The 26,509-nt window shown below is 43.2% G+C and carries 20 protein-coding genes; 17 read left to right on the top strand and 3 right to left on the bottom strand.

Features of this window, described 5'->3' with window-relative positions; genetic code table 11:
* The 6 genes from V7D18_RS10320 to V7D18_RS10295 all read left to right on the top strand — a co-directional run bounded on the left by V7D18_RS10320 (position 1) and on the right by V7D18_RS10295 (position 7,801).
* Positions 1-1,548 (top strand): permease, encoded by a 1,548-nt coding sequence (locus V7D18_RS10320; protein WP_426154043.1) that lies wholly within the window; start codon positions 1-3, stop codon positions 1,546-1,548.
* Positions 1,545-2,435, top strand: coding sequence for a TIGR03943 family putative permease subunit (locus tag V7D18_RS10315; RefSeq protein WP_426154041.1), 891 nt, complete (start codon positions 1,545-1,547; stop codon positions 2,433-2,435). Before V7D18_RS10320 ends, V7D18_RS10315 begins: the two co-directional genes overlap by 4 nt.
* Positions 2,436-2,721: 286 nt before the next feature.
* Positions 2,722-3,936, top strand: a complete 1,215-nt coding sequence (locus V7D18_RS10310) for an HD-GYP domain-containing protein (protein WP_426154039.1) — start codon at positions 2,722-2,724, stop codon at positions 3,934-3,936.
* Positions 3,937-3,948: 12 nt separating this feature from the next.
* Entirely contained in the window at positions 3,949-5,136 is a 1,188-nt protein-coding gene (locus tag V7D18_RS10305) for an MFS transporter (RefSeq protein WP_426154037.1), read from the top strand.
* A gap of 400 nt (positions 5,137-5,536) precedes the next feature.
* The gene (locus tag V7D18_RS10300; protein ID WP_426154035.1) at positions 5,537-7,069 is read left to right on the top strand and encodes an ABC-F family ATP-binding cassette domain-containing protein; all 1,533 of its coding nucleotides are present in this window, start codon (positions 5,537-5,539) and stop codon (positions 7,067-7,069) included.
* Between the two features lie 159 nt (positions 7,070-7,228).
* Complete coding sequence (locus tag V7D18_RS10295) at positions 7,229-7,801, top strand: nitroreductase family protein (protein ID WP_426154033.1); 573 nt, start codon at positions 7,229-7,231, stop codon at positions 7,799-7,801.
* Positions 7,802-7,861: 60 nt separating this feature from the next.
* Here the strand turns inward: V7D18_RS10295 and V7D18_RS10290 are convergent, their stop codons facing one another.
* The gene (locus V7D18_RS10290; protein WP_426154031.1) at positions 7,862-8,770 is read right to left on the bottom strand and encodes a LysR family transcriptional regulator; all 909 of its coding nucleotides are present in this window, start codon (positions 8,768-8,770) and stop codon (positions 7,862-7,864) included.
* A gap of 195 nt (positions 8,771-8,965) precedes the next feature.
* On the opposite strand from V7D18_RS10290, the gene V7D18_RS10285 reads away from it, so the two are divergent.
* Genes V7D18_RS10285 through citC form a run of 8 tightly spaced genes read left to right on the top strand, consistent with a single transcriptional unit; the run spans position 8,966 to position 18,409 of the window.
* Entirely contained in the window at positions 8,966-10,240 is a 1,275-nt protein-coding gene (locus V7D18_RS10285) for an SLC13 family permease (protein WP_426154029.1), read from the top strand.
* A 14-nt stretch (positions 10,241-10,254) separates the two neighbouring features.
* Positions 10,255-11,397, top strand: a complete 1,143-nt coding sequence (locus V7D18_RS10280; protein WP_426154027.1) for a 2-methylaconitate cis-trans isomerase PrpF family protein — start codon at positions 10,255-10,257, stop codon at positions 11,395-11,397.
* Positions 11,398-11,446: 49 nt separating this feature from the next.
* A complete protein-coding gene (locus tag V7D18_RS10275) occupies positions 11,447-13,735 on the top strand; it encodes a hydratase (RefSeq protein ID WP_426154026.1) in 2,289 nt (762 codons plus the stop codon).
* A 13-nt stretch (positions 13,736-13,748) separates the two neighbouring features.
* The gene (gene citD, locus V7D18_RS10270; protein ID WP_426154024.1) at positions 13,749-14,048 is read left to right on the top strand and encodes a citrate lyase acyl carrier protein; all 300 of its coding nucleotides are present in this window, start codon (positions 13,749-13,751) and stop codon (positions 14,046-14,048) included.
* On the top strand, positions 14,045-14,947 hold the full coding sequence (locus V7D18_RS10265; protein WP_426154023.1) for an aldolase/citrate lyase family protein: 903 nt from the start codon (positions 14,045-14,047) through the stop codon (positions 14,945-14,947). Before citD ends, V7D18_RS10265 begins: the two co-directional genes overlap by 4 nt.
* Position 14,948: 1 nt before the next feature.
* The gene (gene citF / locus V7D18_RS10260; RefSeq protein ID WP_426154021.1) at positions 14,949-16,511 is read left to right on the top strand and encodes a citrate lyase subunit alpha; all 1,563 of its coding nucleotides are present in this window, start codon (positions 14,949-14,951) and stop codon (positions 16,509-16,511) included.
* Complete coding sequence (citG, locus tag V7D18_RS10255) at positions 16,512-17,402, top strand: triphosphoribosyl-dephospho-CoA synthase CitG (protein WP_426154020.1); 891 nt, start codon at positions 16,512-16,514, stop codon at positions 17,400-17,402.
* A gap of 11 nt (positions 17,403-17,413) precedes the next feature.
* The gene (gene citC, locus V7D18_RS10250) at positions 17,414-18,409 is read left to right on the top strand and encodes a [citrate (pro-3S)-lyase] ligase (protein ID WP_426154019.1); all 996 of its coding nucleotides are present in this window, start codon (positions 17,414-17,416) and stop codon (positions 18,407-18,409) included.
* Positions 18,410-18,468: 59 nt separating this feature from the next.
* Here citC and V7D18_RS10245 read toward each other — a convergent pair whose 3' ends face one another.
* Positions 18,469-20,031, bottom strand: a complete 1,563-nt coding sequence (locus V7D18_RS10245) for a PucR family transcriptional regulator (protein WP_426154018.1) — start codon at positions 20,029-20,031, stop codon at positions 18,469-18,471.
* A 245-nt stretch (positions 20,032-20,276) separates the two neighbouring features.
* Between V7D18_RS10245 and V7D18_RS10240 the strand changes: the two genes are divergently transcribed.
* Positions 20,277-22,271 (top strand): FAD-dependent oxidoreductase, encoded by a 1,995-nt coding sequence (locus V7D18_RS10240; protein WP_426154017.1) that lies wholly within the window; start codon positions 20,277-20,279, stop codon positions 22,269-22,271.
* 75 nt (positions 22,272-22,346) lie between these two features.
* Here the strand turns inward: V7D18_RS10240 and V7D18_RS10235 are convergent, their stop codons facing one another.
* Positions 22,347-22,727: a cupin domain-containing protein gene (locus V7D18_RS10235; RefSeq protein WP_426154016.1), complete on the bottom strand. Its 381-nt coding sequence runs from the start codon at positions 22,725-22,727 to the stop codon at positions 22,347-22,349.
* A gap of 196 nt (positions 22,728-22,923) precedes the next feature.
* Between V7D18_RS10235 and V7D18_RS10230 the strand changes: the two genes are divergently transcribed.
* Together V7D18_RS10230 and V7D18_RS10225 are read left to right on the top strand one after the other, a co-directional pair.
* Entirely contained in the window at positions 22,924-24,735 is a 1,812-nt protein-coding gene (locus V7D18_RS10230) for an ABC transporter ATP-binding protein (protein ID WP_426154015.1), read from the top strand.
* Positions 24,732-26,504 (top strand): ATP-binding cassette domain-containing protein, encoded by a 1,773-nt coding sequence (locus V7D18_RS10225; protein ID WP_426154014.1) that lies wholly within the window; start codon positions 24,732-24,734, stop codon positions 26,502-26,504. Before V7D18_RS10230 ends, V7D18_RS10225 begins: the two co-directional genes overlap by 4 nt.
* Positions 26,505-26,509 lie beyond the last annotated feature (5 nt).

Below are 26,509 nucleotides of genomic sequence, written 5' to 3'. Positions count from 1 at the left end.
ATGGTGGTTCCTGCATGGGTAATCACAGGATTTCTTGATTCCGGCAAAACAACGCTGATAAACCGGTTAATCAAGGAAGAACTTTCTGAACAGGAAGTCCTGGTGATTCAATTTGAACGGGGCGATACACCCCTTGCCGAAGGCGAAGGCGTGCGCTCCCTTTATTATTCTAAGGCAGAAATAGAGGAGTCACCGTTTTTGGTGGCTGACTCGATTTGCGAAGAAATTCTGGCTGATCCGGCTGATTTAATCCTGATTGAGTGGAATGGAATGGAGCATTTTCACAAATTTGAGGAGATGTTTCTCCAGTTTCACATGAAGCCGGCCATCAATGTGGAAAAGGTTGTTTATGTGGGGGAGGAAAAAGAACTGAAGCACCGGATCACAGACTCCGGGCAGATTTCCATGTCCCAGATCGCAGCCAGTGATATGGCATATTTAAGAACAGAGGATTTAAAAAAGGCGGAGCAGAGTGCCCAGGCGCTTTTTCGTATTAATCCGGATATCCGTGTATTTACAGAAGGAAAATGGGACCGTATTAAGAAAAATATGTTCCGGTATGAAGTGAAATCCCAGCTTCTGCTGCTTTTGGCTGCAGCTGTGGCCATTATTTATCTGATTGCAAATTCGTTCCTGGGATCATTTGTCACGTTGTTTCTGGGCGTGTTTTTACAGGCGGTGCCCTTTCTTGTTATTGGAGTGCTGCTTTCCTCCGCCATACAGGTTTATGTGCCTGCAGACTGGATCCGGAGTAAGTTTCCAAAGAATGTGGTTATGGGGCAGCTCTTTGCCATTGCAGCCGGATTTTGTCTTCCGGTTTGCGACTGTGCTTCCGTACCGGTGTTTAAAGGTCTGGTAAAAAAGGGAGTCCCGCTGTCTGCAGCAGTTACCTTTATGCTGGTTTCTCCCGTGATAAACCCGGTGGTGATTTTGTCTACCTGGTATGCTTTTAATGGGAACCTTAAGATAATTGCAGCCAGATGCGGTCTGGGGATTTTGTGCGCAGTTCTGACCGGTCTTACTTATCTTGTATCTCAGCCTCAAAAGATACTGTTAGCGGATCCGTCCATACAGGGGGGAGAAACGTACGGGGATTATGAGATCCCTGGGGCGGATGAGACGAAAGCTTCCCGTTTTTTTCTCATGATGCGTCACGCCCAGAATGAATTTTTCACAGTTGGTAAATACCTGCTTACCGGCATTTTTGTTTCCACTGTACTGCAGGAAGTCTGGCCGGGAATGACCCGGTCGGGAGCCGGAATTCCCATTCTGGGTTCGGTGGCATTTATGATGGCAATGGCATTTATCCTGTCTTTGTGTTCTTCATCCGATGCGGTGGTGGCAAGAACCATGGCAGGTGTTTTCCCGGCAGGGGCTCTGATGGGCTTTCTGGTATTTGGTCCCATGATTGATTTGAAAAATGGAGCAATGCTTCTTGGCGGATTTGAGAAAAAGTTTATTGTCCGTCTTTTTGTTACAACATTCCTGATTTGCTTTGGTGTAGTGGGTATGTTTGCATTGCTTGGAAGCGGAGGGATCCGGATATGAAGCTGAAAGGGAAAGGAATCAATGTGCAGGCATTGACGGAGTCTGCCTGCTATCTGCTTTTTGGAATTCTGCTTTTCCGGCTGACTGTTACAGGCGGCTATCTCTCCTATGTGACGCCGAGAATGAAGCCTTATTTATATGGCCTGTCCGCACTTATGGTACTGTGGGCAGCCATGGGGGCAGGGAAGATTTTCCGCCCAAAATATAAGGGCAGGCTGTTTCATTGTCTGGTTCTTGGAATTCCGATTCTGATTTTAACAGTACCGCCAGCCCCTCCTGCAGGAAGTGCAGCGATTAAGAACTATTCCAGCTCCAGTATACCTGGTTCCTCTTCGGAAGGGACTGGAATCGATTTTGGAAGTGCCAGTGAACAGGAAACATCCGGGTTTGATTATTATGAAGATGAAACAGAGGCAGAGCAGCCGGATTACAGTGCCGGCTATGAGGGGAATGCAGATGATGCTGCACAGACACAAAGCCAGCAGCCTGAGCTTTTAAAAGGAGCCGGATTAAATGGGCTTGATGAGAAAGCCAGAACGATCACCATTGCAGACGATGATTATTATGCGTGGATGACAGAGCTTGGAGCTCATGCAGACAAATACCAGGGATATACAGTTACCATGAAGGGGTTTGTGTTTCTGGATCTGGAGAACCGCCAGGAAAATGAATTCGCGCTGGTCCGTCTGTCTATGTGGTGCTGTTCTGCTGATATGGCGCCCATGGGGCTGATGGCGTATGATACAAAAGGCTTGAGCTTTAAAGAAAATGACTGGGTGACGGTCACCGGAAAGCTGTCAGTAAAAGACGGATATCCTACCATTGATGCAGAAAATATGGTGGCAGCGGAGAAACCACAGCAGGAGTATGTTTATCCATATTACTGATAGAAACGTATCTACGTGAGGTACGCATGAATCAGAAGCTAAAAAAGAAATGTTTCTGTGAGATATATAGTTATATATCAGCAAAGACATTTCTTTTTTATTTAAACATACCTGCAAATTTCTCTACATGAATCTAAGCCAGAAATACCCACCTCATCAATCCGGTATAATTTAAGTAAGTCCGGTTGACAGACATTTCACACTGATTTACAATAACCTTATTATGTAATAATTATCAGTAAATCAGTAATACAACAGAAATGGATACGGAAGGAGCCGATACAACATGCAATTCAGCTTAAATGATTTTCTGATAGCTGTCTCATTTGCATTGGACTTTGTAGAGATGGACCGGTTGGGAATGCAGTCGAATCATGGAAAGAGAACTGCTTATCTGACCTTATGCATAGCAAGGAGACTGGATTTAACGGAAGAAGAGGTTTACGATGCCGCCGCGCTCTCCATTCTCCATGATAACGGTTTAAGTGAATCAAGTCTCTATGAACAGCTTCCCCAGGAAGGGGATCATGCAGTGACAGGATTTGAAGGTTCCAGAGGTCATTGTGTGATTGGAGAAAAGAATGTAAAAGACTACCCGTTTCTGACAGAGCCTCTGAATGTGATACTTTACCATCATGAGCGCTATGACGGAAATGGGTTTTTCGGGTTAAAGGGCGATGAGATACCGCTTATTTCACAGATTATAGCTGCAGCTGACAGCTTTGAAAACTATTTTAAATATGCAGGCGGAGATTATTCCCACGAAAAGGTGCTCAAGTGGGTGGACAGTTGTGAGGCAGGCATGGTTTCACCGCAGCTTGCTGCAATCCTTCATCAGATGGTGGAGGATCAGTCTCTCTGGAAAAATCTAAGCAATGACAGGATTGAGCCGGCTCTTGACGCTCTGGTCCCATCCTTTGAGATGGAGGTGCCCCTGGATAAAATCCGCCAGGTTACCGGTGTGTTTTCCAGAATTGTTGACTCAAAATCAAGTTTTACCAGACGCCATTCCAAAGGTCTGGCAGAAAAAGCAGCCAGAATGGCGGAATATTATAAGAAAGGCCAGGAGGAGACTGCCCGGCTGATCATTGCAGCTGACTTACATGATTTAGGAAAGCTGGCTGTACCAAACAGTATTCTGGATGTTCCCCGTGCCCTGACTCCGGAGGAATTTGAGACAGTAAAGAGACATGTGTATTATACAAGAGTTGCACTTGAGAACATCAGAGGCTTTGAAGACATTACGGAATGGGCAGCCAACCACCATGAAAAACTGAACGGGAAGGGATATCCTTTCGGTAAGACAGGGGATGAACTGGATTTCAATTCCCGCCTGATGGGGTGTCTTGATGTATATCAGGCTCTTACCGAAGACCGTCCCTACCGGAAGGGAATGGGGCACAGTCAGGCCATTAAGATTCTTTCTGATATGGCAGGTAATGGTTTTGTGGATAGCGTAATTACAAAAGATATCGACCAGGCATTTGGTATCATGATATAGGGGGAATAAAATATGAAGTATGAAAAAGTCGCATTGTCCATTGTGCTGGTGTCGCTGCCCTTCCTTGTTTTCGACGCGATGCTGCCTGCTTATACAAACGAACTGGGGTATACCGTATTTCAATTAAGCATTCTGTATTCTGTTTATTCATTTTCAGAACTGATCATGAGGCTGCTGATTGGAAAGGTATCCGACCGTTACAGCCGTTACACGGTAATATGCTGTGCCCTGTTCCTGTATGGACTGGCTTATTTTTTATTTGCAAAGGCAGGAAGTCTTGGATACTTACTGGCTGCAAGAATGGTACAGGGAGCGGCAGGGATTCTCTTAACAATTTCTGCAGTCAGCCTGATCACGGCAGAGAAAACCAGCTTTGCACAGGGACTTGGAAGATATAGCAGTAACCGGCAATTCGGAGGAATCCTGGGAATCGGTCTGACATTTTACGTGTTCAGCCGCTCTGATTTTCTAGAAGGATGGAACAGGTTGTTTTTAATCAGTGCCGCTTTTGCAATGGTTTCACTGGTGTATACATTTACCCAAAGATCTTCACACACGAAAGAACCTGTTTCCCAGTCTGAAAAGGCAGTTTATACCCCGCTGGAACAGAAGATATGGATTTTAAATCTCCTTTACTGCATACCGGTGAGGATGGCAGGAGTGCTGATTATTCCGTATATGATGGAAGTATACCATGTGGATATGGAAGCTGTAGCAGTTGTGTTTCTATTGCCGGTAATGCTTTCTGCTTTTCTTAGTCCCAGAATCGGACAAATCGGAGACAGGCTGGGATATAAAAAAACCATTCTTTCATTTACGCTGATTGCTGCTGTGCTCATTATTTTTCTGGTTTTCAGTCCGAATCTGTGGATATTTGCGATTATCTGGACATTGTATGAGTTAGCCCTTACTGCCCAGGATTATTCCCTGGATGCATTGTTTGTGGAAGGAGTTCCGGAACGGGTAATGGGAAATTTTTACGGAAAGTATATGTTTGGTACCAGTCTGGGCGGAATCATTGGTCCTTTTATCGGAGGAAGTGTATTCCAACTGGCTGGCGGGAGGGCACCTTATTTTGTCTGTTCTGCATTTCTGGCTGTGATCAGTGTTCTTGTGTGGAGGCTGATACCCGCCAGGGGGAAGCTTAAAATAGAAGCGCCCGGGTTGACAGAAAAACCAGATGGTGATATAGTCAGATAATCAAATGTAAGGAGAGCAGATATGAGTATTTTTATTAGCGATCAATTGACAAGACGAATGAGCTCTGTACAAATCAACCCGGTGAAACATTGTACAGAGTATGGCGGTTAATGATACGCTTATAGAATTCATCGGGAGACAGTGCAGCAATAAGAACAGCGTTACAGGCTGTTTCTTCTTTTGATGCCTGTTTTCCCTGCTTCTTTTTGCGCTATAAGGTCATGGACAATGTTTTGTTTGTTCATGGCCTTTTGTTGTAGAAAATCCGGACAGAAGGCAGAGGAGATTGTATCCATGTCTTCTGTTTTTTTATTTAAAAAAATCAGCAACAGGGATATTAGGATAGAAAGAGGAAATACGTCTGTATTTGAAATGAACACAGGAAAGAAGGAATATAGACGTGAGTTTATTGGAGATTACAGGCTTATCTCATTCATTTGGAGATAATCAGCTGTTTCATGAAACAGATTTGGTTCTTAATAAAGGAGAACATATTGGAATTACGGGTCAGAACGGTACAGGAAAAAGTACCTTAATTAAAATCTGTACAGAAGAAATCATACCGGATCAGGGAAGAGTGGTGTGGTATCCGGGTACAAAAGCCGGTTACCTGGATCAATACGCCAGTATAGACGGTTCCATGACAATGAAAGCATTTTTAAAAACTGCATTTGAAGAACTATACATCATGGAGAAAAAGATGAATGAGCTGTATGCCCGTGCAGCCGAGGGACAGGAAGGTGCTCTTAAGGCAGCTGCAGGATATCAGGAGACATTGGAACAGCGTGATTTTTACCGGATTGATTCACAGATTGATCTGGTTTGTCAGGGGCTGGGGCTCTCATCTATTGGGATTACCCGTCCAATTGGAGAAATGAGCGGAGGCCAGAGGGCAAAAGTCATTATGGCAAAGCTGTTGATTGAGAAGCCGGATGTATTGCTGTTAGACGAACCGACCAATTTTTTGGACCACGATCATATTGTCTGGCTCCAGGATTATCTGTGCGGCATCGGGCAGGCATTTATCATTGTTTCTCATGACGAAGGGTTTCTTACTAAAACAACAAACTGGATTTGTGATATTGATAATAAAAAAATAGTAAAATACTTTGGTTCCTACGGAGAATTCCTGAAAAAGAAAATACAGTTACGGGAAAATTATACAAGACAATATTCTGCACAGCAGAAAGAAATTAAAAAGACGGAAGAATTTATCCGCAAAAATATAGCCGGAAGAAAATCGAAAATGGCAAGAGGAAGGCAAAAGCAGCTTGATCATATGGAACGGCTGGAGGCGCTGGAGCAGAAGGAAATCAGACCATTTTTCCAGTTTGATCAGGGGACGCTCTCTTCGACAGGAAAAATGAAAGTATCAGATCTGACGGTTGGCTACAGCTTTCCGGTTTTATCCTCCGTGAATTTTTCCATGAAAGAGGGAGAAAAAGTAGTTATAACGGGATTTAACGGAGCCGGCAAATCCACACTGTTAAAAACCCTGATGAATGAGATTCCTGCTTTAAGCGGTGAGTATTGTTTTTCTGCAAAAGCGGTCATTGGATATTATGAGCAGGATCAGATATGGGAAGATGACTGTCTGACTCCCATAGAGATCGTGTCGGATCATTTTCCATCCCTGGAGACAAAGGAGGTAAGAAAAAAGCTGGCTTTAAATGGAATATCGGGGAAACATGCGCTTCAGCCCATCAGAACCTTAAGCGGAGGAGAGCAGGCAAAAGTAAAGCTGTGCCTGCTGACAGGAAGAACTTATAATTTTCTCATCCTGGATGAGCCCACCAATCATCTGGATGTACAGGCGAAACTGGCGCTTAAGGCAGCATTATCTGAATTTCCCGGCACTGTTTTGCTGGTTTCCCATGAAGTATCATTTTACAGAGACTGGGTTGACAGAGTGATTGAAATCAGTTCTTATTGAGAATTAATTTTACTAAATATAATTTATTAAAACCATATTGACTTCCATGGAATAATGTGGTAGTATTTTAATAACAAAACAGATTATATGAATAAAACACACAGGATTAGAGATGATTTCCATAGTGGTTTCAAATAAAATAAAGGAGGAACAGATATTATGTCATTTATTCAGAGCCTTGAGAAGAGAAGAACTTATTATAATATCAACCGTGACCTTCCCGTATCGGAAGAGGAAGTACTGGATATGATCAGAAAGGTAACGGAAGCTACCCCGGATGCCTTTAATATGAAGAGCGCAAGAGTTGTTGTTGCTCTCGGAGCGAAGCAGGATCAGCTGTGGGACAGTGTGTATGATGCGTTTGGCGGACAGATAGACCGGGAAAAGATTAATACATTTAAGAGCGGATATGGTTCGGTTCTGTATTTTATCGATGAGTCGGTTATAAAATCCTATCAGGAACAGTTCGCCCTCTATGCAGATAACTTCCCGGTCTGGGCCAATCAGGCGAACGGAATGCTTCAATCCAATGTCTGGACTGCTTTACGGGAAATGGGAGTCGGAGCATCTCTTCAGCACTATAATCCGGTGATTGATGAGGCGGTTGCCAGATTATTTGATATTCCGGATCACTGGAAGCTCATCGCAGAGATGCCATTTGGCGGCATCGGCGCAGAACCGGACGCGAAAGAGAAAGAAGATATTGGGAAAAGAGTTATTGTAAAAAAATAAAAGAATAAAAGATCGAAAAGCTGTCGGGCATGTTTGCCTGGCAGCTTTTCGATTTTGTCTTTAAGTGAAGTTTTTTACAATTTTTATATATTCGTTTGCATGGTAATTCAGATACGATCCTTTACGGTAAGCGGCCACAAAATCCACCATTGTATTAGGCGTGCCAAAGGAAAAACACACCAGCTTATCAAGGAAATTCATATGTTTTAAGTGTGTATCAGTAACAAAGGCAACACCGTAGTTTTTTGAAACCAACTCTGCGCCTGCTCTGATATTGCTTGTAATCAGCATCTTATTCGGCTGAAATCCAATTTGCTGAAAAACACGGTCTACCGTCTGGCGTGAACGCTGGTTTGTTTCCTGAAGAATGAAACGTTCATCCTGAAGGAGTGATAAATCAAACCATTGACGGGTGCATCCCTCTTTCGTTATCCCCTGGTCTGCCAGAGGATGATTGACTGACATGATCAGAAGCATCTCTTCATGACTGATCACTTCATATTCTACCTCCGGGCTTTTCACGGGTTTGTTAAAAAACGCCAGGTCTGTCTCACCGGAAAGGATCATATTCTCCAGGGTGGCTGAAGAGGATTCCTTAATATTAATAATAACATTTGGATACAGGCTTCTGAAAATAGGAAGCGTGCATGGAAGCATGTAGGTTCCCCGCATGACAGGAAAGGCAATGTTTAATACACCGATATTGCTTTTAATAATATCTGACAGTTCATTGTCTAATTCTTTTTTCAGCTGGAGGATTTCTCCGGCTTTTTTTACGTATCTCTCTCCGGCATAAGTGAGTATGAAACGGTTTCCAATTTTTTTAAACAGTCTCTGTCCAAGGCTGCTTTCCAGGCTTTGCAGGAATTTTGTAAGCGTAGGCTGGGAAATATATAAGGAATTAGCAGCTTTGGTTATATTCTGATGCTTGGCAACAGCTAAAACATAATTCAAATCTTTAAAGTCCATGGTATCACCTCTGTAATAATTTTACCTGAAACCTTTAAAAAATACAAGAATATTATAGCCAGAAACTATAATTTTTATGGAAAACATGAATTAGACATATAGTTTTGAACATGTTATATTGTTTTTATCGATAGGATTATATAATTCAGAGATGGTAACCGTAAAGAAAAAATTTAATAATGAGGTGGAACAGGCATGAACTACATAGATATTATATCTATACTATTTTTGTTTGTAGTAGTGGCAATTGGATTTGTTAAAAAGTGCAATATTGGTGTCCTGGCAATCGGATCAGCGTTGATTCTCGCCAGATTGGGGGGCTTAAGTGACAGCAAGGTACTGGCCGGTTTTGATGCGAAATTGTTTATTACACTGGTTGGTGTATCCTTCTTGTTCAGCGTTGCACAGGTGAATGGTACACTGGAGCTTGTTGCAAAAAAAGGAATCGGACTTGCGGGAAAGAGAACTTATCTGGTTCCTGTCATTATATTCCTTGTAGCTGGATTCCTGACTATTATCGGGCCAGGCAATATCGCGGTAGGAAACTTAATGACTGTTGTTGCAGTAACGATTGCAGTCAATATGGGAGAAAATCCATTGTTGTTTGCACTGGCAGCTAAAGTAGCAGCCAATGGTTTCACTCTGTCCCCATTAACACCTCCGGGAGTATTAATGGAAAAGCTGGGAACAGAAGCTGGTTTTACCGGATTTGAACTTCCAGTCATGTGGAATTGTATTTTATGGTCAACTATTCTTATGATTGGTTTCTCTATTTATTATAAGATCTGGAAGATTAAACCTGCTAATAAAAGTACTGCATCTCTGGAAGTAAAAGAGCATCTGAATAAACAGCAGTGGATCACAATCACTGGCGTACTGGTGATGGTAATCATGGTTGTTGGCTTTAATATCAATGTAGGTCTGGCTTCCTTTTTAGTTGCGGCAGTATTGGTGATTTTAGGCGTAACAGATGAAAAGAAAGCATTGGTAAAAGTACCATGGGGAACACTCATCTTAATCTGCGGCGTAGGTGTTCTGATGAATGTTGTAATTGAGCTTGGCGGACTGGACCTGATGTCAAAAGGACTTTTGTCTATCATGACACCAAAGACAGCGGCTCCAATCATTGCAATCAGTTCTTCTGTTTTGTCATTTTTCAGTTCAACGACAGGTGTGGTAATGCCTTCCATGATTCCTACACTTGGTCCGATCGTCGAGTCATTAGGAACTGGCAACGCCGGTTTTGCACAGCTTGCCAGCGTAGTAATTACTTCTTCTTTATCTGCAGCATTCAGCCCGGCATCTACCGGTGGCGGACTCATTCTGGCAGCATATATGACAGCGTCCAGTTCTGAAAATAAAGATCAGGAGCAGAATAAACTGTTCGGCCGCCTGTTTCTGATTGCAATTGTTTGTGTAATTGCAAATGCAATTTTAGCAACAATCGGAATTTATGGAATTATTCGCTAATTGGAGGAAGCATAATGTTAAATAGGCAAAGAAGAAGAATTCCCTGTTCCATTATGCGGGGAGGTACCAGTAAAGGTGTTTACATACTGGAAAATTATCTCCCTTCTGTAGAACAGGAAAGAGATGAAGTTCTCATGAAAATCATGGGAAGTCCTGATATTAAGCAGATCAACGGTCTGGGTGGCGCAGCTTCTGTCACCAGCAAGGTTGCAATTATAGGAGTATCCAGCCGTGCAGATGCAGATGTGGATTATACCTTTGCACAGGTATCAGTGGATAAACCCCTTGTAAGCTATAAAGGAAACTGCGGCAATATTTCTTCAGGAGTCGGTCCTTTTGCAGTTGAACAGGGACTTGTAAAAATAACTGAGCCGGTCACAACTGTTAAAGTGTTCAATACCAATACCGGGAAAATTATTGAAGAAGAGGTACAGGTAGAAGACGGAGCAGTCAAATACGATGGTGATTTTGCCATCGCCGGAGTTCCGGGAACAGGTGCTCCGGTTAAGCTGAAGTTTTTAGATCCTGCAGGAAGTGTTTCCGGAAAACTTCTGCCTACAGGAAATGCTGTAGATGTGCTGGAGGTTCCGGGCTTTGGCCAGGTAGAAGTATCTATTGTCGATGCAGCCAATCCTTTGGTATTTGTAAAGGCTTCTGCTTTGGGACTGACAGGAAAAGAACTTCCAAAAGAACTGGATTCTGATCAGGAAAAACTGGATCTATTAGAGACAGTAAGAGGGCTGGCAGCTGTAAAAATGGGATTAATAACCGACTATAAAAAATCAGCGTGGGAGATGCCGGGAATTCCTAAAATGACTTTTGTGGCAGAACCCGATGAGTATGTGACCAACTCGGGAAGTACCATAAAGGGAGAGAGCATTGATCTGTTATCCCGTATGATGTCCATGCAGAAGACTCACCCTACCTACGCCATGACTGGTGCCATGTGTACAGCGGCGGCGGCCATTATTCCTGGCAGTGTGGTAAATGAGGTTTTAAGACCGGGAGCAGATACAAAGTTTATCCGTATCGGTCATGCAGGCGGTATTTTGGAAGCAGGTGTTGATTTCCATGTGGAAGGAAATGAAACGATCGTGGAAGATACCTTCGGATTTCGCACCGCAAACCTGATACTGGAAGGAATTACATATTGCTGACAGGGAATGATGAAACAACTTAATTGTTAGAAAGCAGGAGGATTAAGACGTGGTAAAACTTTATGACAGCGGCGTATATCTGATGAATGGTCAGGAAATTGTTTCTGAGGAAGATTACCTGAAATCAGGAGCCCTGACAGATTCAGAAAAAGAAGAAGCAAAAAAAGGGACCATATCCTATGGTATTTTAAAGAGCCATAATACTTCTGAAGATATGTCCCATTTAAAAATTAAATTTGATGCCATGACCTCCCATGATCTCACTTTTGTAGGAGTTATCCAGACGGCGAAAGCATCTGGTATGGATAAATTCCCGATTCCTTATGTACTGACCAACTGCCACAATTCTTTGTGTGCAGTTGGCGGTACCATAAATGAAGACGATCATGTTTTTGGTTTGTCAGCGGCTCAAAAGTATGGTGGCATCTATGTACCGCCTCATATTGCTGTTATTCATCAGTATATGAGGGAAATGCATGCAGGCGGAGGTCAGATGATATTGGGTTCTGATTCCCATACCCGTTATGGCGCACTTGGAACCATGGCAATTGGTGAAGGCGGCGGCGAGCTGGTAAAACAGCTTCTTTGCGATACATATGATCTGGCTTACCCGGATATTATTGCAGTCTATCTGACAGGAAAACCTAATCCCGGAGTGGGTCCGCAGGATATTGCCCTGGCAATTATCGGCGCAGTATTTAAAAATGGTTATGTGAAAAATAAGGTTATGGAATTCGTTGGACCAGGAATTGCCTCTATGAGCACGGACTACCGCAATGGAATTGATGTAATGACAACGGAAACCACCTGCTTAAGCTCCATATGGAGTACTGATGAGGATACAAAAAGTTACTTATCCGTTCATGGCAGAGAGTCAGATTACCAGGAATTAAAACCTGCAGCCAGGGCTTTTTACGATGGCTGTGTCTATGTGGATTTAAGTACGGTGAAACCTATGATTGCACTGCCTTTCCACCCAAGCAATACCTATGAAATTGATGAGCTGGGTGAAAATCTGGGCGACATTCTCCGTCTGGTAGAAAAAGAGGCAGAGAAAGTAAGCAAGGGACGTGCTCCATTTACTCTGACCGATAAAATTATCAATGGTAAACTTCAGGTTCAGCAGGGAATTATTGCAGGCTGTGCCGGAGGCAATTATACCAATGTTATAGAAGCTGCCAAAGCTTTAAAGGGAAGAGACTGCGGCTATGGTGAGTTCTCCCTTTCCGTTTATCCTTCTTCACAGCCTGTTTACATGGATCTGGTGAAAAAAGGTGCTGTGACAGACTTAATGGAGGCAGGAGCTGTATTAAAGACTGCTTTCTGCGGACCATGCTTTGGTGCCGGTGACACTCCTGCTCATAATGGGCTGAGTATCCGCCACACCACCAGAAACTTCCCCAACCGGGAAGGCTCCAAGCCTGGAAACGGTCAGATGGCAGCTGTTGCACTGATGGATGCCCGTTCCATTGCGGCGACTGCAGCAAACGGAGGCGTGCTTACTTCGGCAGAAGCGTTTGACTGCTGGGAAAATATCCCGGATTATCAGTTTGACAGCACTGTATATAAAAAGAGAATATACCAGGGATTTAATCAGGAACAAAAAGAGAAAGAACTGGTATGCGGTCCCAATATTAAAGACTGGCCGGAAATGAGTGCTTTGACAGAGAACATTCTTTTAAAAGTGTGCTCTAAGATTATGGATGAGGTTACAACCACAGATGAGTTAATTCCATCTGGTGAAACCGCTTCTTACCGATCCAATCCGTTGGGACTTGCTGAATTTACCTTATCCAGAAGAGATCCGGCTTATGTGGAAAGAAGCAAAAGCGTTGACCGTCTGGAAAAAGCAAGAACTGCAGGAAATTCTCCGGCAGAATTGGATCCGGAGCTTACAAAGATCTATGATACAGTCAAAAAAATACCTGGTATGGATACCATCGAACTATCGGATACAGAGATTGGAAGTATGATTTATGCAATCAAGCCGGGAGATGGTTCAGCCAGAGAACAGGCGGCCAGCTGTCAGAGAGTCATTGGCGGACTTGCCAACATAACCAGAGAATATGCGACGAAACGCTATCGTTCTAATGTGATGAACTGGGGAATGCTGCCATTTCAGATGAAGGACGAACCGGAATTTGAAACAGGCGATTATATATTTGTCCCTGGAGTACGAACTGCATTGGAAAGCGGAAATATGTCAGATATCACAGCCTATGTGATAAAAGAAGATTCAGCCGAAGAAATTCATTTATATATCACGGATATGACACAGGAAGAACGTGAGATTGTAAAAGCGGGAAGCCTGATCAATTACAACAGAAAACGGAAATAAGAGGAGGAGCAATATGGAAATCGTGCAGCCGGCAATGGCCGGAACACTGGAATCCAGCGACTGCCAGGTTACGGTAGAACCTGGTAATGATGGCATAGAATTTAACCTGGAAAGTGTGGTTATCAATCAGTTTGGTAATCAGATCAAAAAGGTTGTGATGGAAACTCTTAAGAATATGGAAGTCAGTCAGGTGAAAATCTCTATCGTAGACAAAGGAGCACTGGATTGTACAATAAAAGCGCGTGTGGAAGGGGCACTGTTCCGTTCTATCGGGCAATTTGAAAATCTTCCATGGGGAGGAGCTGTTCGATGATGAATCCGGAAAAGAAAAGACTAAGAAGATCCATGATGTTTTTAAATGCCCAGAAGCCGGGTTTAATCAAAGATCCCTACATTTATAAGCCAGATTCCATTATGCTGGATTTAGAGGATGCAGTGGCCGAAAACCAGAAGGATGCTGCACGTTTTTCCCTATATCATGCACTGAAAGAAATCAATTACCATGGGTGTGAACGGGTGGTCCGGATCAATGCCCTGGATACCCCTTACTGGAAGGAAGATATCCGCTGTGCGGTAGCAGGTGGATGTGATTCCTTACGAATTCCGAAAACAGAGCGGGCAGAGGATGTGAAGCTGGTTGAGGAAACGGTTGCTGCGGCAGAAAAAGAGTTTGATATTCCCGAAGGAAGGACGCTTATTATGGCGGCCATTGAATCAGCCAGAGGAGTAATGAAAGTTCTTGATATCTGTGAATCCTCAGAAAGACTTTTTGGTATTGCTCTTTCCGGCGGTGATTACACCAAAGATTTGCAGACTCATATTACAGGAACCGGAGTAGAGCTTATGGGTGCAAGGCAGCAGATGATCATCGCAGCCAGAGCAGCCGGGGTCCAGTGCTTTGATACCGTTTATACGAATTTAGATGACATGGAAGGCTTCCGGAAAGAGGTAGAATCCATTCATTTAATGGGATTTGACGGAAAATCAATTATAAATCCAAGACAGATCAGTATTGTACATGAAATATTTACACCAACACTGAAAGATATTATCTTTGCAGAAAAGGTAGTCAAGGAAATCAATGATAAGAAGGCAAAGGGAATCGGCGTATTTACCGTTGACGGAAAGATGATTGATATCGCATTTTATGACGGTGCAATACGTACCATTTATATGGCTAAAGCGTCGGGCGTATATAAGGGGGATTTGTAAAATGATAAATGCAGTTGGAAGAGATATCCCGGAAGAGATCTTAAAAGTTACTGGAAAGGAAGTATTCCAGGGGATTCACTACAGAGATGGATATACTTATAAAAAGGATGGTCCTGTAACCAGATCTGTGAGTGATAATTCAAAGAGTAAATTAGTAGACAGCATTCATGATGTGCTGATGAAATGCAACATAAAAGATGGTATGACTCTTGGCTTTCATCATCACTTCCGGGAAGGTGACTATATTGTAAATATGGTAATGGAAGAAGTACACCGGATGGGCATTAAAGACATCACCATTTGCGCCAGTTCCCTTGGTAAGGCTCACGATCCAATCGTTCCATATATTGAAGATGGAACCATAACCAATATTCAGTCTTCTGGTGTCAGAGGAAAAATTGGAAAGGCCATTTCCGCCGGTAAATTAAAAGGATTGGCTATCATGCGTTCTCATGGAGGCCGTGTTCGTGCCATTGAAAGCGGAGAAACCAGAATTGACATTGCATTTATCGGTGCACCCACCTGTGACGATTACGGCAATTGCCGTGGGATTGGCGGCAAGAGTAACTGCGGAGTTCTTTCTTATGCCCTTGTGGATGCAGATTATGCGGATCAGGTGGTAGCAATTACAGACTGCCTGGTACCTTTCCCCAATTTTCCAGCCCATATCAGCATGACAAAGGTGGATTATGTAGTTGTGGTAGATGCCATTGGCAATCCCGATAAAATTGCCACAGGTGCTGCAAAACCCACCACAGATATGAGAAAGCTGATGATGGCTGATTACTGCACCCAGTTTGTTGTAAATACTCCTTATTTTAAAGATGGATTTTCTTATCAGACCGGGGTAGGCGGAGCATCCATTGCATCTACCATTTCACTTGCTAAAATAATGAAGGAACGCAATATCCGCATGCGTTTCGGTGTTGGTGGCCTGACAAAGCCCATGTGTGATCTGTTAGCAAATAATCAGGTGGATTGCCTTCTGGATACCCAGGATTTTGACCTTGATGCAGTAGAGTCGGTAAAAGATTTAAAACATTTCCGTATTTCTGCCGGAGAATATGCAAATCCTTTTAATAAAGGTGCAGTAGTGAATAAACTGGATTTTGTAATACTGGCTGCTCTTGAAGTAGATGTCAATTTCAACTGCAATGTGGTGGTTGGATCAGACGGAGAGATAACCGGAGCGCAGGGAGGACATCCGGACACAGCTGCCGGTGCCAAGTGTGCGATCGTCATCGTTCCGCTGTTACAAGGAAGAATTCCGGCTGTCTGTACGGAAGTAACTGCAGTGACCACTCCGGGAGAAAGTATTGATGTAGTAGTGACTGATTATGGAATTGCAATCAATCCGAAGCGACAGGACTTAATTGACTGCATGAAAGGAGTCGATCTTCCTTTTAAGACAATTGAGGAACTCCGTGATATTGCCTATTCCATGGTAGGAGAACCGGAGAAAGTGGAATTTGATGATAAGGTTGTAGGGATTATCGAAAGCCGGGATGGAACCATATTAGATGTAGTGCGCAAGGTGAAAGAATATACTTTCGCGGATAATTAGATGATAGAAACAGATAAGAAGAAATGTGAAAATTATGCCGTCTGGCTTGGGAATATGGCGGGATTGGCACTGTTAGAGGAAGTTTATACAGCGCCAAAACCGGGGCTCGTGGATCCGCTCAGTAATGGAGCACACCTGGATATGAATCTGCTTACATTTAAGAGAAGCGCAGATGCTTTGCTGCCATATTTTTGCAGATTTGCTGAAACAGGAATTCAAATGTCTGAAAAACCAGAAGGATGTTTTCTAAAGATCCGCCAGATTGGTATTCAGGCAGAAAAGGCGATGTATGAAGCCACCGGCCAGGTTAATACCCATAAAGGTGCAGTGTTTACCATGGGTATCTTATGTGCGGCTGCTGGAAGCTGTTTTAAAAAGTATGGTCAGGTGTCCATAAGCAGGCTGATTATGCAGGAACAAAAAATGGTTAAGAATATTTTATTAAATGAACTTGACTCCATACAGATCCAGAACAGTAAAGATACCCATGGTCAAAAGAATTTATGTACTTATGGTTCCAGAGGAATCAGGGGAGAGGCGGCAGATGGTTATCCTTCCGTGATAAACCTGGCATTACCGGTTATAAGACAGGGAAAGAAAGAAGGAAGGAACTGGAATCTGGTGAAAATCCAGGCGCTGTTTACCCTGATGAGTCAGGTGGAGGATGGAAATATCCTGTCCAGGTGCAGGAGCGAGGGGCTTAAGGAAGTGCAGAAGCTGTCACAGGAGTTTTTGCTCTCAGGCGGTGCCTATTCCAAAGGTGCAACAGAGAAGCTGACGGAATTGGACACCTATTTTATTCATAAAAACTATAGCAGCGGCGGGTGTGCCGATTTGTTGGCGGCCTCCATCTTTTTATCTGAGATTGAGGATGCGTGCACAGGAAAGTGAGCAGGTGAACTATGCTGGAAGGAAGACCGTTGCAGGGCCGTGCACTGGAAGAATTAAAACAATTTTTAGCCAGTCAGGATCTTAACTATGATGAGGGGATTGAATATAGTGCGTGTGTACTTGATGATGATTACAAAATCATTGCAGCAGGTTCAGTGGAAGAGAATGTGTTAAAGTGCATTGCAGTGGATCCTCTTCATCTTGGAGAAGGATTATCAGGCAGCGTGGTTTCCCAGCTGGTTCAGTACGAGTTTGAGCGTGGAAGAAGCAGGCTTGTCTTATATACAAAACCAAAGAATGAGGAAATGTTTAGAAGTTTAGGATTTTATACCGTGTTCCGAACAAAATCTGTATTGTTTATGGAGAATGAAAAACAGGGATTTGAAAAATTCATCCGGGCAATACAGGAAATAACACCAATCGATGCCAAAGATTATGGGATTACAGTTGGTGCAATTGTTGCCAACTGTAATCCGTTTACACTGGGACACCGGTATTTAATAGAAGAAGCTTTGAAGCAGTGTGACTATTTGCATGTGTTTGTATTATCGGATAAGCGGACCTTTTACAGCGCAAAAGACCGTTATCAGATGGTTTTACGGGGAACAGAAGATTTAAAAAGAGTCATTGTTCATCAGGCGTCTGATTATATGGTTTCTGCTGCCACTTTTCCCACTTATTATCTGAAAGAAAAGGTGTCTGCCAATAAAGCCAATTGTGAATTTGATCTGGAACTGTTTGCAGAAAAAATTGCCCCTCCTCTTGGCATAACCAGACGCTTTGTAGGAACAGAGCCTATATGCAGAGTAACCGGTTCTTATAATACCGCAATGAAACAGATTCTTCCTGAGTATGGAATAGAAGTTATAGAAATTGAACGAAAAACACAGGGAGAAGAAGTCATCAGCGCTTCGAGAGTCAGAGAAGCGGTTAAAAAAGGCAGGTTCCAGGATGTACAAAGACTGGTGCCGGAAACGACATGGAGATATTTAAAACAAAAATCATAAGTATAAAGAGCTGCCGCACTGGTTCACTGAGTGCGGCAGTTTTTTGCATTTGTGCATAACTATGTAAAATCTCCAGACTTAATGACAATCAAAGACAGCCTGATCCTCATAATAACATCAATATTGTTTAAATCAAGTCCGGTTATATCTTTCATCTTCTGCATGCGGTATTTCAGAGTGTTAAAATGGATATGCAAACGTTCAGAAGCAGTGTGCAGATCCAGATGATGATCCAGGTAGCAGGTGAGTGTTTCCATTAAGGCCGTACCATGGATCCTGTCATATTCAATCAGTTCGTTAAGACCCGGCTCAATCATGTGAACAGGCGGGTTATGAAGCAGGTAGGTTTCTGCCAGATCTTCTAAAATATAATCTTCATAAAAAAACAACTGACCGGTGCATCCCTCTTGCTTTGAAAAATCAAAGGCCTTTTTTGCCTGCTCTAAGGCATAACCTGCCTGTGAAAGGTCCAAAAAAGCGCGGCTTACTGCAGCAAAAATATGATTTGCACTTAGAATCTGAAGAAAGTTCTGCAGGCGGTCGTCATCGAGGGGAGACTTCATGCATTGATCAGAATCCAGAAGGATAACTATTTTACCTTCGATCATCTGAGTCAGCCCACCAGTAAAGAATTTATCCAGCAGTGTACAAATATAAACCATTTTCTCCCTGGAGTCAAAAAGGTCGTTGTCTGTGATATAGATTAAGTATAAGTATTTTTTAAAATGGAGACCGGATTTTTTCATCAGCTGCCTGATCTTTTCCGGATTGGGCTGCTGCGTTTTTAAAACATAAAGAAGTATTTCCGATAATGGGGAATCGTAGGAGCAGTAAAAATGCGCATCATTACATAGCCGGATTCCTGCAAAATGGGCGAAGACCTGTAATATTTCACTGGTAAATTCTGTAAAGGGGTGGTTGTATTCCAGTTCGCTGACAAAGGCAATGTTCATATGGCTTTGTCTGATGCGCAGGATACGCTGGCGGTGTTTATAAATCTCCGGATAATTCATAATATACGGTGTCGGGGAATTGAGCATATGACGTTGAAATGCGTAATCGGCGTTGCATGTATCGTTGTATTTCTGGGAGAAAGTCTGGTTCTCCTTATATTCCATCCACTGGGGCTCATCCAGTTGTTCCTCATCCCAGCAGGAAACCACGGGATTATGGGCGGAATCAATCACTCTCAACGGATTTTGGACATATTTATAAGTCACTTCCAGCATTTTCTTCATGGCATCCGGATCGTTTAATGCGCGGATCATCTCTTCCTTGTACTGGTACAGGGTCAGTTCCTCAAAAAAGAATTCCTCAGTCAGGTTAATTAACTTTGGCAGTGTTACCAGACCGGGATCACAGACAATCCAGTTGATTTTATTTTCTGCGCCATAGAAACGGGGCAGTTCCTTATCCCCAATGAGTAAAAGATTGACAGCTTCTGAAAGCGGGAGAGAATCAGGCAGGTCTGAGACATGTGCGATGTAAATGATATCTGAGCAGAATGCTTCAGGAAAGCCATCCAGACATCGGCATGATCTGATGATGAAATCATTACTGAAATGACAATGACAGCTGTAGTTCTTTAAAAACTCCGCCAGATTTTTCATATGCTTTGCCATAAGCGTCCTCTTTTCGTCTGTAATAATAGATCATTATGAGAGATATTATAACACCGTTTTTATATGGGTTCCAGAATGAATTGTTACAAAAAAATAAAAAAAGCAGATGAAATTGTTTCATATAACAAAAGAAATCTTAGCAAAACCAATAAGAAACAGATAAAAGTTTATAGATTCAGACATACCCTTTTCCCTTTGTATTTGATACTATTTTTCCATAGTACCAATAAAAGGAGAGGAAAAATATGCAGAACAAATATGAAAAGCTTTTCGAACCGGTTAAAATCGGGAGTGTCACATTGAAAAACCGCTTTGTTATGGCGCCTATGGGACCTCAGGGTCTGGGAGACTCCGTGGGAGGCTTCAACCAGAGAGGAGTTGATTATTATGTGGAGCGGGCAAAGGGCGGAACCGGGCTTATCATTACAGGTGTATGCTTTGTTGATAATGAGGCAGAACATCACTCTATGCCAAGCACGCCATGTCCGACTATCAACCCGGTGCATTTTACCCGGACTGCAAGAGAGATGACAGAGCGGATTCATGCTTATGATGCCAAAGTATTTCTCCAGTTAAGTGCAGGATTTGGCCGTGTGGCACCTCCGGTTGATCCGGATCTAAAACCGGTATCTGCCTCGGAAATTATGAACCGCTGGGTTGATATACCCTGCCGGGCTTTAACAAAAGAAGAGATCCACCGCATTGTAAAACGGTTTGGTGAAGGAGCGGCAATTGCCCAAAATGCCGGTTTTGACGGAATTCAGATTCATGCAGTCCATGAGGGGTATCTCCTTGACCAGTTTGCGATTTCGTTTTTCAACAACAGAACGGATGAATATGGCGGGAGCCTGGAAAACCGCCTTCGTTTCGCAAGAGAAATCGTGGAGGAAATTAAGAAAACCTGCGGAGAAGATTTCACTGTTACGCTCCGCTACAGTCCCAAATCATTTATTAAGGACTGGCGTGTCGGCGCTCTTCCTGGTGAGGTGTTTGAAGAAAAAGGACGTGACCTGCCGGAAGGGATTGAAGCCGCACAGCTGCTGGAGCAGTATGGATATGATTCCTTAGATGTGGATGTGGGCTGTTACGATGCCTGGTTCTGGAATCACCCACCGATGTATCAAAAGAAAGGACTTTACATCCCTTACGCAAAAGCAATTAAGGAAGCGGTAAATGGCCCTGTTATCTGTGCCGGCCGCATGGATAATCCGGATCTGGCACTTTCCGCTGTGGAAGACGGAAGCTGTGATTTAATCGGACTTGGACGTCCGCTGCTTGCAGATCCTGATTATGTAAACAAACTGCGTTCCGGTCAGTCAGAGCTGATCCGCCCATGTCTTTCCTGCCATGAGGGCTGCCTGGGCCGCATGGTTCATTATGGCTGGCTTAACTGCGCGGTTAACCCTTCCTGCGCAAGAGAACGGATTACAGAATTGAAGCCTGTTCTGAAAAAGAAAAAGGTAATGATTATCGGTGGAGGAGTGGCCGGATGCGAAGCTGCCAGGGTGCTGAGTATGAGAGGCCATCAGCCGGTGATATATGAAAAGACAGACCGCCTGGGGGGAAATTTAATTCCCGGAGGAACACCGGACTTTAAAGAAGATGATCATGCACTGGCAAACTGGTATGAAAATACGCTGAGAGATCTTTCAGTACCGGTCTATTATAATACGGAGGTAACTCCTGGAATGATCCGCAAAGCCAGTCCGGACACTGTAATTGTCGCAACCGGTTCAAAACCCAAGGTCTTTCGTCTTGGAGATGACAGTAAAGTATTCACAGCCGAAGAAGTGCTTCTTGGAACCAGGGATCCCGGCAGCCGTGTGGTGGTTTTAGGCGGAGGTCTGGTTGGATGTGAACTGGCTTTGTGGCTGAAGAATAACGGAAAAGATGTTTCTATTGTGGAAACCCAGGATGGTTTGTTAAAACTAAATGGACCGCTGTGCTTTGCCAACATCAGCATGCTTTTATCATTGATTCAAAACAAAGGAATTGCTGTTTATACGGGTTCCAAAGCAATCCGGACGACTGACCAGGGGGTTTTAATTGAAACTGGTACAGGGGAACAGGAATTAAGTGCGGATTCTGTTGTACTTGCAGTGGGTTATGATTCGGAAAACAGACTTTATAATGAATTAAAGCATGAAGTCAAAGATCTTTACATACTTGGAGATGCAAGAAAGGTTTCCAATATAATGTACGCGATATGGGATTCATTTGAGGTGGCATCGAATATTTAATATGGGATGAAAAAGGAGTTTCTGCCGGGCAGGCAGCAGGCATGGGAGTCTGTACGGTGGAAACTCCTTTTATTTCTATATGATGAGTTCTTTATCATTTTTTATAATAGATCTCTTATCAACGCCGTCAGGCACCATTCTGTAAACCAGGAACCGGACATCCTCATCGGAATCATTTTCCAGTGTATGAATGGAATCTTTCACTCTGACGATTGAATTTTCCGAAACAACCCGGCATTCTGTCTGTTCTGCTTCTTTCCATAAGATTTTTAATTTACCGGAAATTACAAATATAACTTCTTCAATTTTTCGGTGTCTGTGCCATTCCTGAATGGAATGAGGGGGAAGGGTATTGAGATGAATTTCATATTCATCAAAAATGAAATAATTGACCTTTGTCCGGTTCTCTTTTTCTACGTAGATTGAGTCTGCAGTATCATAAATTTCTAAATTCATTATAAACACTCCTTTGTACTCTATCCTAAACAGAGATTTGTTTTCTTCAGTATAAGCCTGAATTTTGTGATTTGCAAGCAGAGTAATAGTTCGCTAAATTGTCCTCCTAAACTGTTTAATTATATTGCCCATTTTATAATTGCCTGATATGATGAATTAGGTAAATTATGGAAAAAAGGAAAAGGGGGGTCAATGATTGAGCAAAAGAGAATTCAGACTTAAAGAAAAACAGTACGGTTGGGTGGATTTTTTTGCAATTCCATTTGCCTGTGATCCGCAGGCTGCTTCAGCGTTAGGAATCCAGAAACTGCTGACTGCACTTTCTGCTGTATTTCAGGTGGCGGTTCTGGCAAAATTTCTGGATACTGCCGACACTGCGTTAAAGAACAATGGACGGTGGAGCAGTGTGTTTGTGTGGTTTGCTATTTTGGCAGTTTGTGTGGGGTGGAGAAGAATTTCCTTTCGGGTCGGAGTAGTTTTTACAAACCGCATCAGGATCCGTGCTGCAGCCCAAATGAACAGGACTTTGACAGAGAAGCGCTCCAGGCTTTCTTATTATCTGATTGAAAATGAAGATAGCTGGAATCTGATTAATCGGGTAAGTAAGCAGCCCGAACGGCAGATCACCATGATGCTGCAGCGTTCTTACAATCTGATTTTGTATGTAATCCGAATATTTGGTGTATTGTATATTGTTTTTACGCAGGTATGGTGGATTGGTATTCTAACAGCAGTTCTTTGCATTCCTTTAATTATCCTGTCGTTAAAAACCGGAGAGAAGAATTATAATGCAAAGAAGCAGGTTGCAGATCATGAACGCCGCTATCAGTATCTTGCCAGTGTGCTTTCTGGTCGTGAGGCAGTCAATGAGCGGACGCTGTTTGGTTATTCTGATAAGCTGAATGGGGACTGGTATGAGCAATATGAGAAAGCCAGGCTCATAAAATGGAGGGCAAACTTAAAGTTAGCCTGCAGCGTGAGGGGAGGAAGTGCCGTTATCACCATTCTTTCCTCCTTCATTGTAATCGCTTTGCTGTTCCCGGTTTCTACCGGCCAGATTTCCACTGGTATGTTTATTGCCCTTGCTACCGGAATGTACGATCTGGTGAATATGGTTGGAGTGGAACTGACAAAAGCCGTATCCCAGCTTTCCCAGTGCAGGGAATATTTAAGAGATCTTACAGCGTTTGCCGCTTTGGAAGAGGTACCAGGGGTGGATGCACCTCCTGTTAAGGAGTCAGTGGAAATAAGAGAAGTGGAGTTTAGAGACGTAAGCTTTTCCTACCCGGGATCCGATCATATGATTTTAAAGCACTTAAGCTTTCGCGTTGAAAATGGAGCGCACTATGCATTTGTAGGAGCAAACGGTGCAGGAAAAACAACTATCACCAAGCTGCTTACTGGTCTTTATCATCAGTATGAAGGGCAAATTTTAATCAATGGGATAGAACTGAGAACCTATACACAACCGCAGATAAAGGCCATGTTCTGCGGCTTGTACCAGGATTTTGCAAAATATTACATTTCTATAAAAGAAAACGTTGCTGTAGGTGCAGCAGCATTCATGGATGAGGCAGAAAAAACAGATGAAATAAAAGATGCCTTAAAAACGGTTGGAATATATGATGAGATCTGTAATCTTCCTCAGGGTCTTGATACGAACCTTGGAAAGATCAAAGAAAATGGTGTGGATTTCTCGGGAGGTCAATGGCAAAAGCTGGCTATGGCAAGAGCAGTTAACAGCAAAGCACCGGTCCTGATTCTGGACGAGCCCACTGCCGCTCTTGATCCTATCAGTGAAAGCAGGGTATATGAGGAATTTGAGAGCATCAGCCGTGGGCGTACCACACTATTCATCAGTCATAGGCTGGGATCTACCCGGCTGGCACATCAGATTTTTGTTTTGGCAGATGGCCATATTGAAGAATTTGGTAATCATGAAGAATTAATGAAACAAAAAGGTCTTTATGCTGAAATGTTCGAGAGTCAGAGGAGGTGGTATCAATGAAGCAGAAAACACAGGCATCTGCAGTTCCGCTATTTGCCCAACTGCTGGGGATACTATGGAAAAATGACAGGTTACATACCGCTACCTCTGTCACTTTGTGTGCTGTTGTTGGTCTTGCAACCGCCGCAGGCACACCGGTTAAACAGTATTTCTTTGAGGCTGCAGGGCGTTTGCCTTATAATCACAAGCTTGGGATAGTAATAGGAATTGGTATTTTCTGGGGAGCGTTCACCCTGATTACTCTTTTGCTCCAGGGAGCATCAGATCTGATGATGGAAGATTTAGGTGTGCGCCTTGGAGGGTGGCTTGGAAAGCTGGTAAATGTAAAAGCAGCCAGGCTTGAACCGATCCGTTATGAGGACAGCACTGTGCTGGATTCGGTCAATCAGGCTTATAAGGGAGTGGAGCAGTCAGGTGAAATGATTCAGCTGTTGCTATCACTCACCGCATTTAATATTCCGTATTTTCTGTTTTTGTCTGTATACATTTACCGGATTCATCCGGCCCTGTGTCTGGGAATTTTACTGGTCCTGCTTCCTACGCTGGGCGGACAGTATCTACGAACCCGATACTATGAAAAACTGGAGAATTGTGCGGCACCTCTGCGCCGGAAAATGGAATATTATCAGGCATGCATCGCTGACAGGGAATATGTAAAAGAAACAAGGCTTTTGGGAGCCGTCTTTTTTTTCCGGGAGCTTCATGAGATCTCGATTCTTCTGTTTCAAAAGGAATCCTGGAAAACAGAACGGAAAAGTTCTCTGGTGGAATTAGGGCTCCGGCTGCTGAGTCTATTGGTTTACATAGTGATACTGGGACTGATGTACCGGTATTTACAAATGGGGATTCTGGGAACTGCGGCATTTGCGGCGATCTTTACATCGATTGATCAGATGTTTAATTATATGGATTACGTCCAATATTGTATCGGTGATATTTCTAATTTCTTACCTGCAGTCAATAATACCTTAAACTTTATGAAGCTGCCTGAACGAAAAGGGAAAACAGCTGAGTTAGCTCATTGCGGCATTGAATTTGATGGTGTATCATTTGCATATCCCGGTAATGAAACTATGATTTTAAAAGATGTAAATTTATCTATAGGAGAAGGGGAAACCATTGCGGTAGTGGGAGAGAACGGTGCAGGAAAATCAACCTTTGCCAAGCTTTTACTTGGTTTATACCTGCCAAAAGACGGTGATGTATTGATTGGCGGCTGCAGTACCAGAGAAATATCTCCTGATGTGGTTTTTAAAAAAGCTTCCGGTGTTTTCCAAAACTTCCAAAGGTATAAGATGACTCTGAGACAAAATATCAGTATCAGTGATTCTGCTGATGTTCAGAAAGAAAACTGGTTAAGACAGGTAATAAAAGAAGTGAACCTGGAGGGAAAGAGCGGAGAACTGACAGATGGAATCGATACGATGCTGGCAAGAGAATTTGGCGGTACGGATCTGTCTGGGGGGCAGTGGCAGCGTATTGCCATAGGAAGAGGTTTGTATCGGGAGCATGAATTAATCGTGCTTGACGAACCAACTGCATCCATTGATCCTCTGGAAGAATCCAGAGTTTACCGCCAGTTTGCAGAATTGTCAAAAGACAAGACTGCGATTATTATTACCCACCGGATCGGTTCAGCCAGACTTGCGGACCGGATTGTTGTGATGGGAAAGGGAACCATAGCAGGAATAGGAACGCATGAGGAACTGCTTAAGAACAATGAAACTTATCGTGTTATGTTTGAGGCACAGGCGCAGTGGTATCAGTAATATGG

The sequence above is a fragment of the Lacrimispora sp. 38-1 genome (assembly GCF_049890855.1).
Classification (GTDB): Bacteria; Bacillota; Clostridia; order Lachnospirales; family Lachnospiraceae; genus Lacrimispora.
Note: the sequence above shows the minus strand (reverse complement) of the source record. Positions and strands in the feature narration are given on the sequence as shown.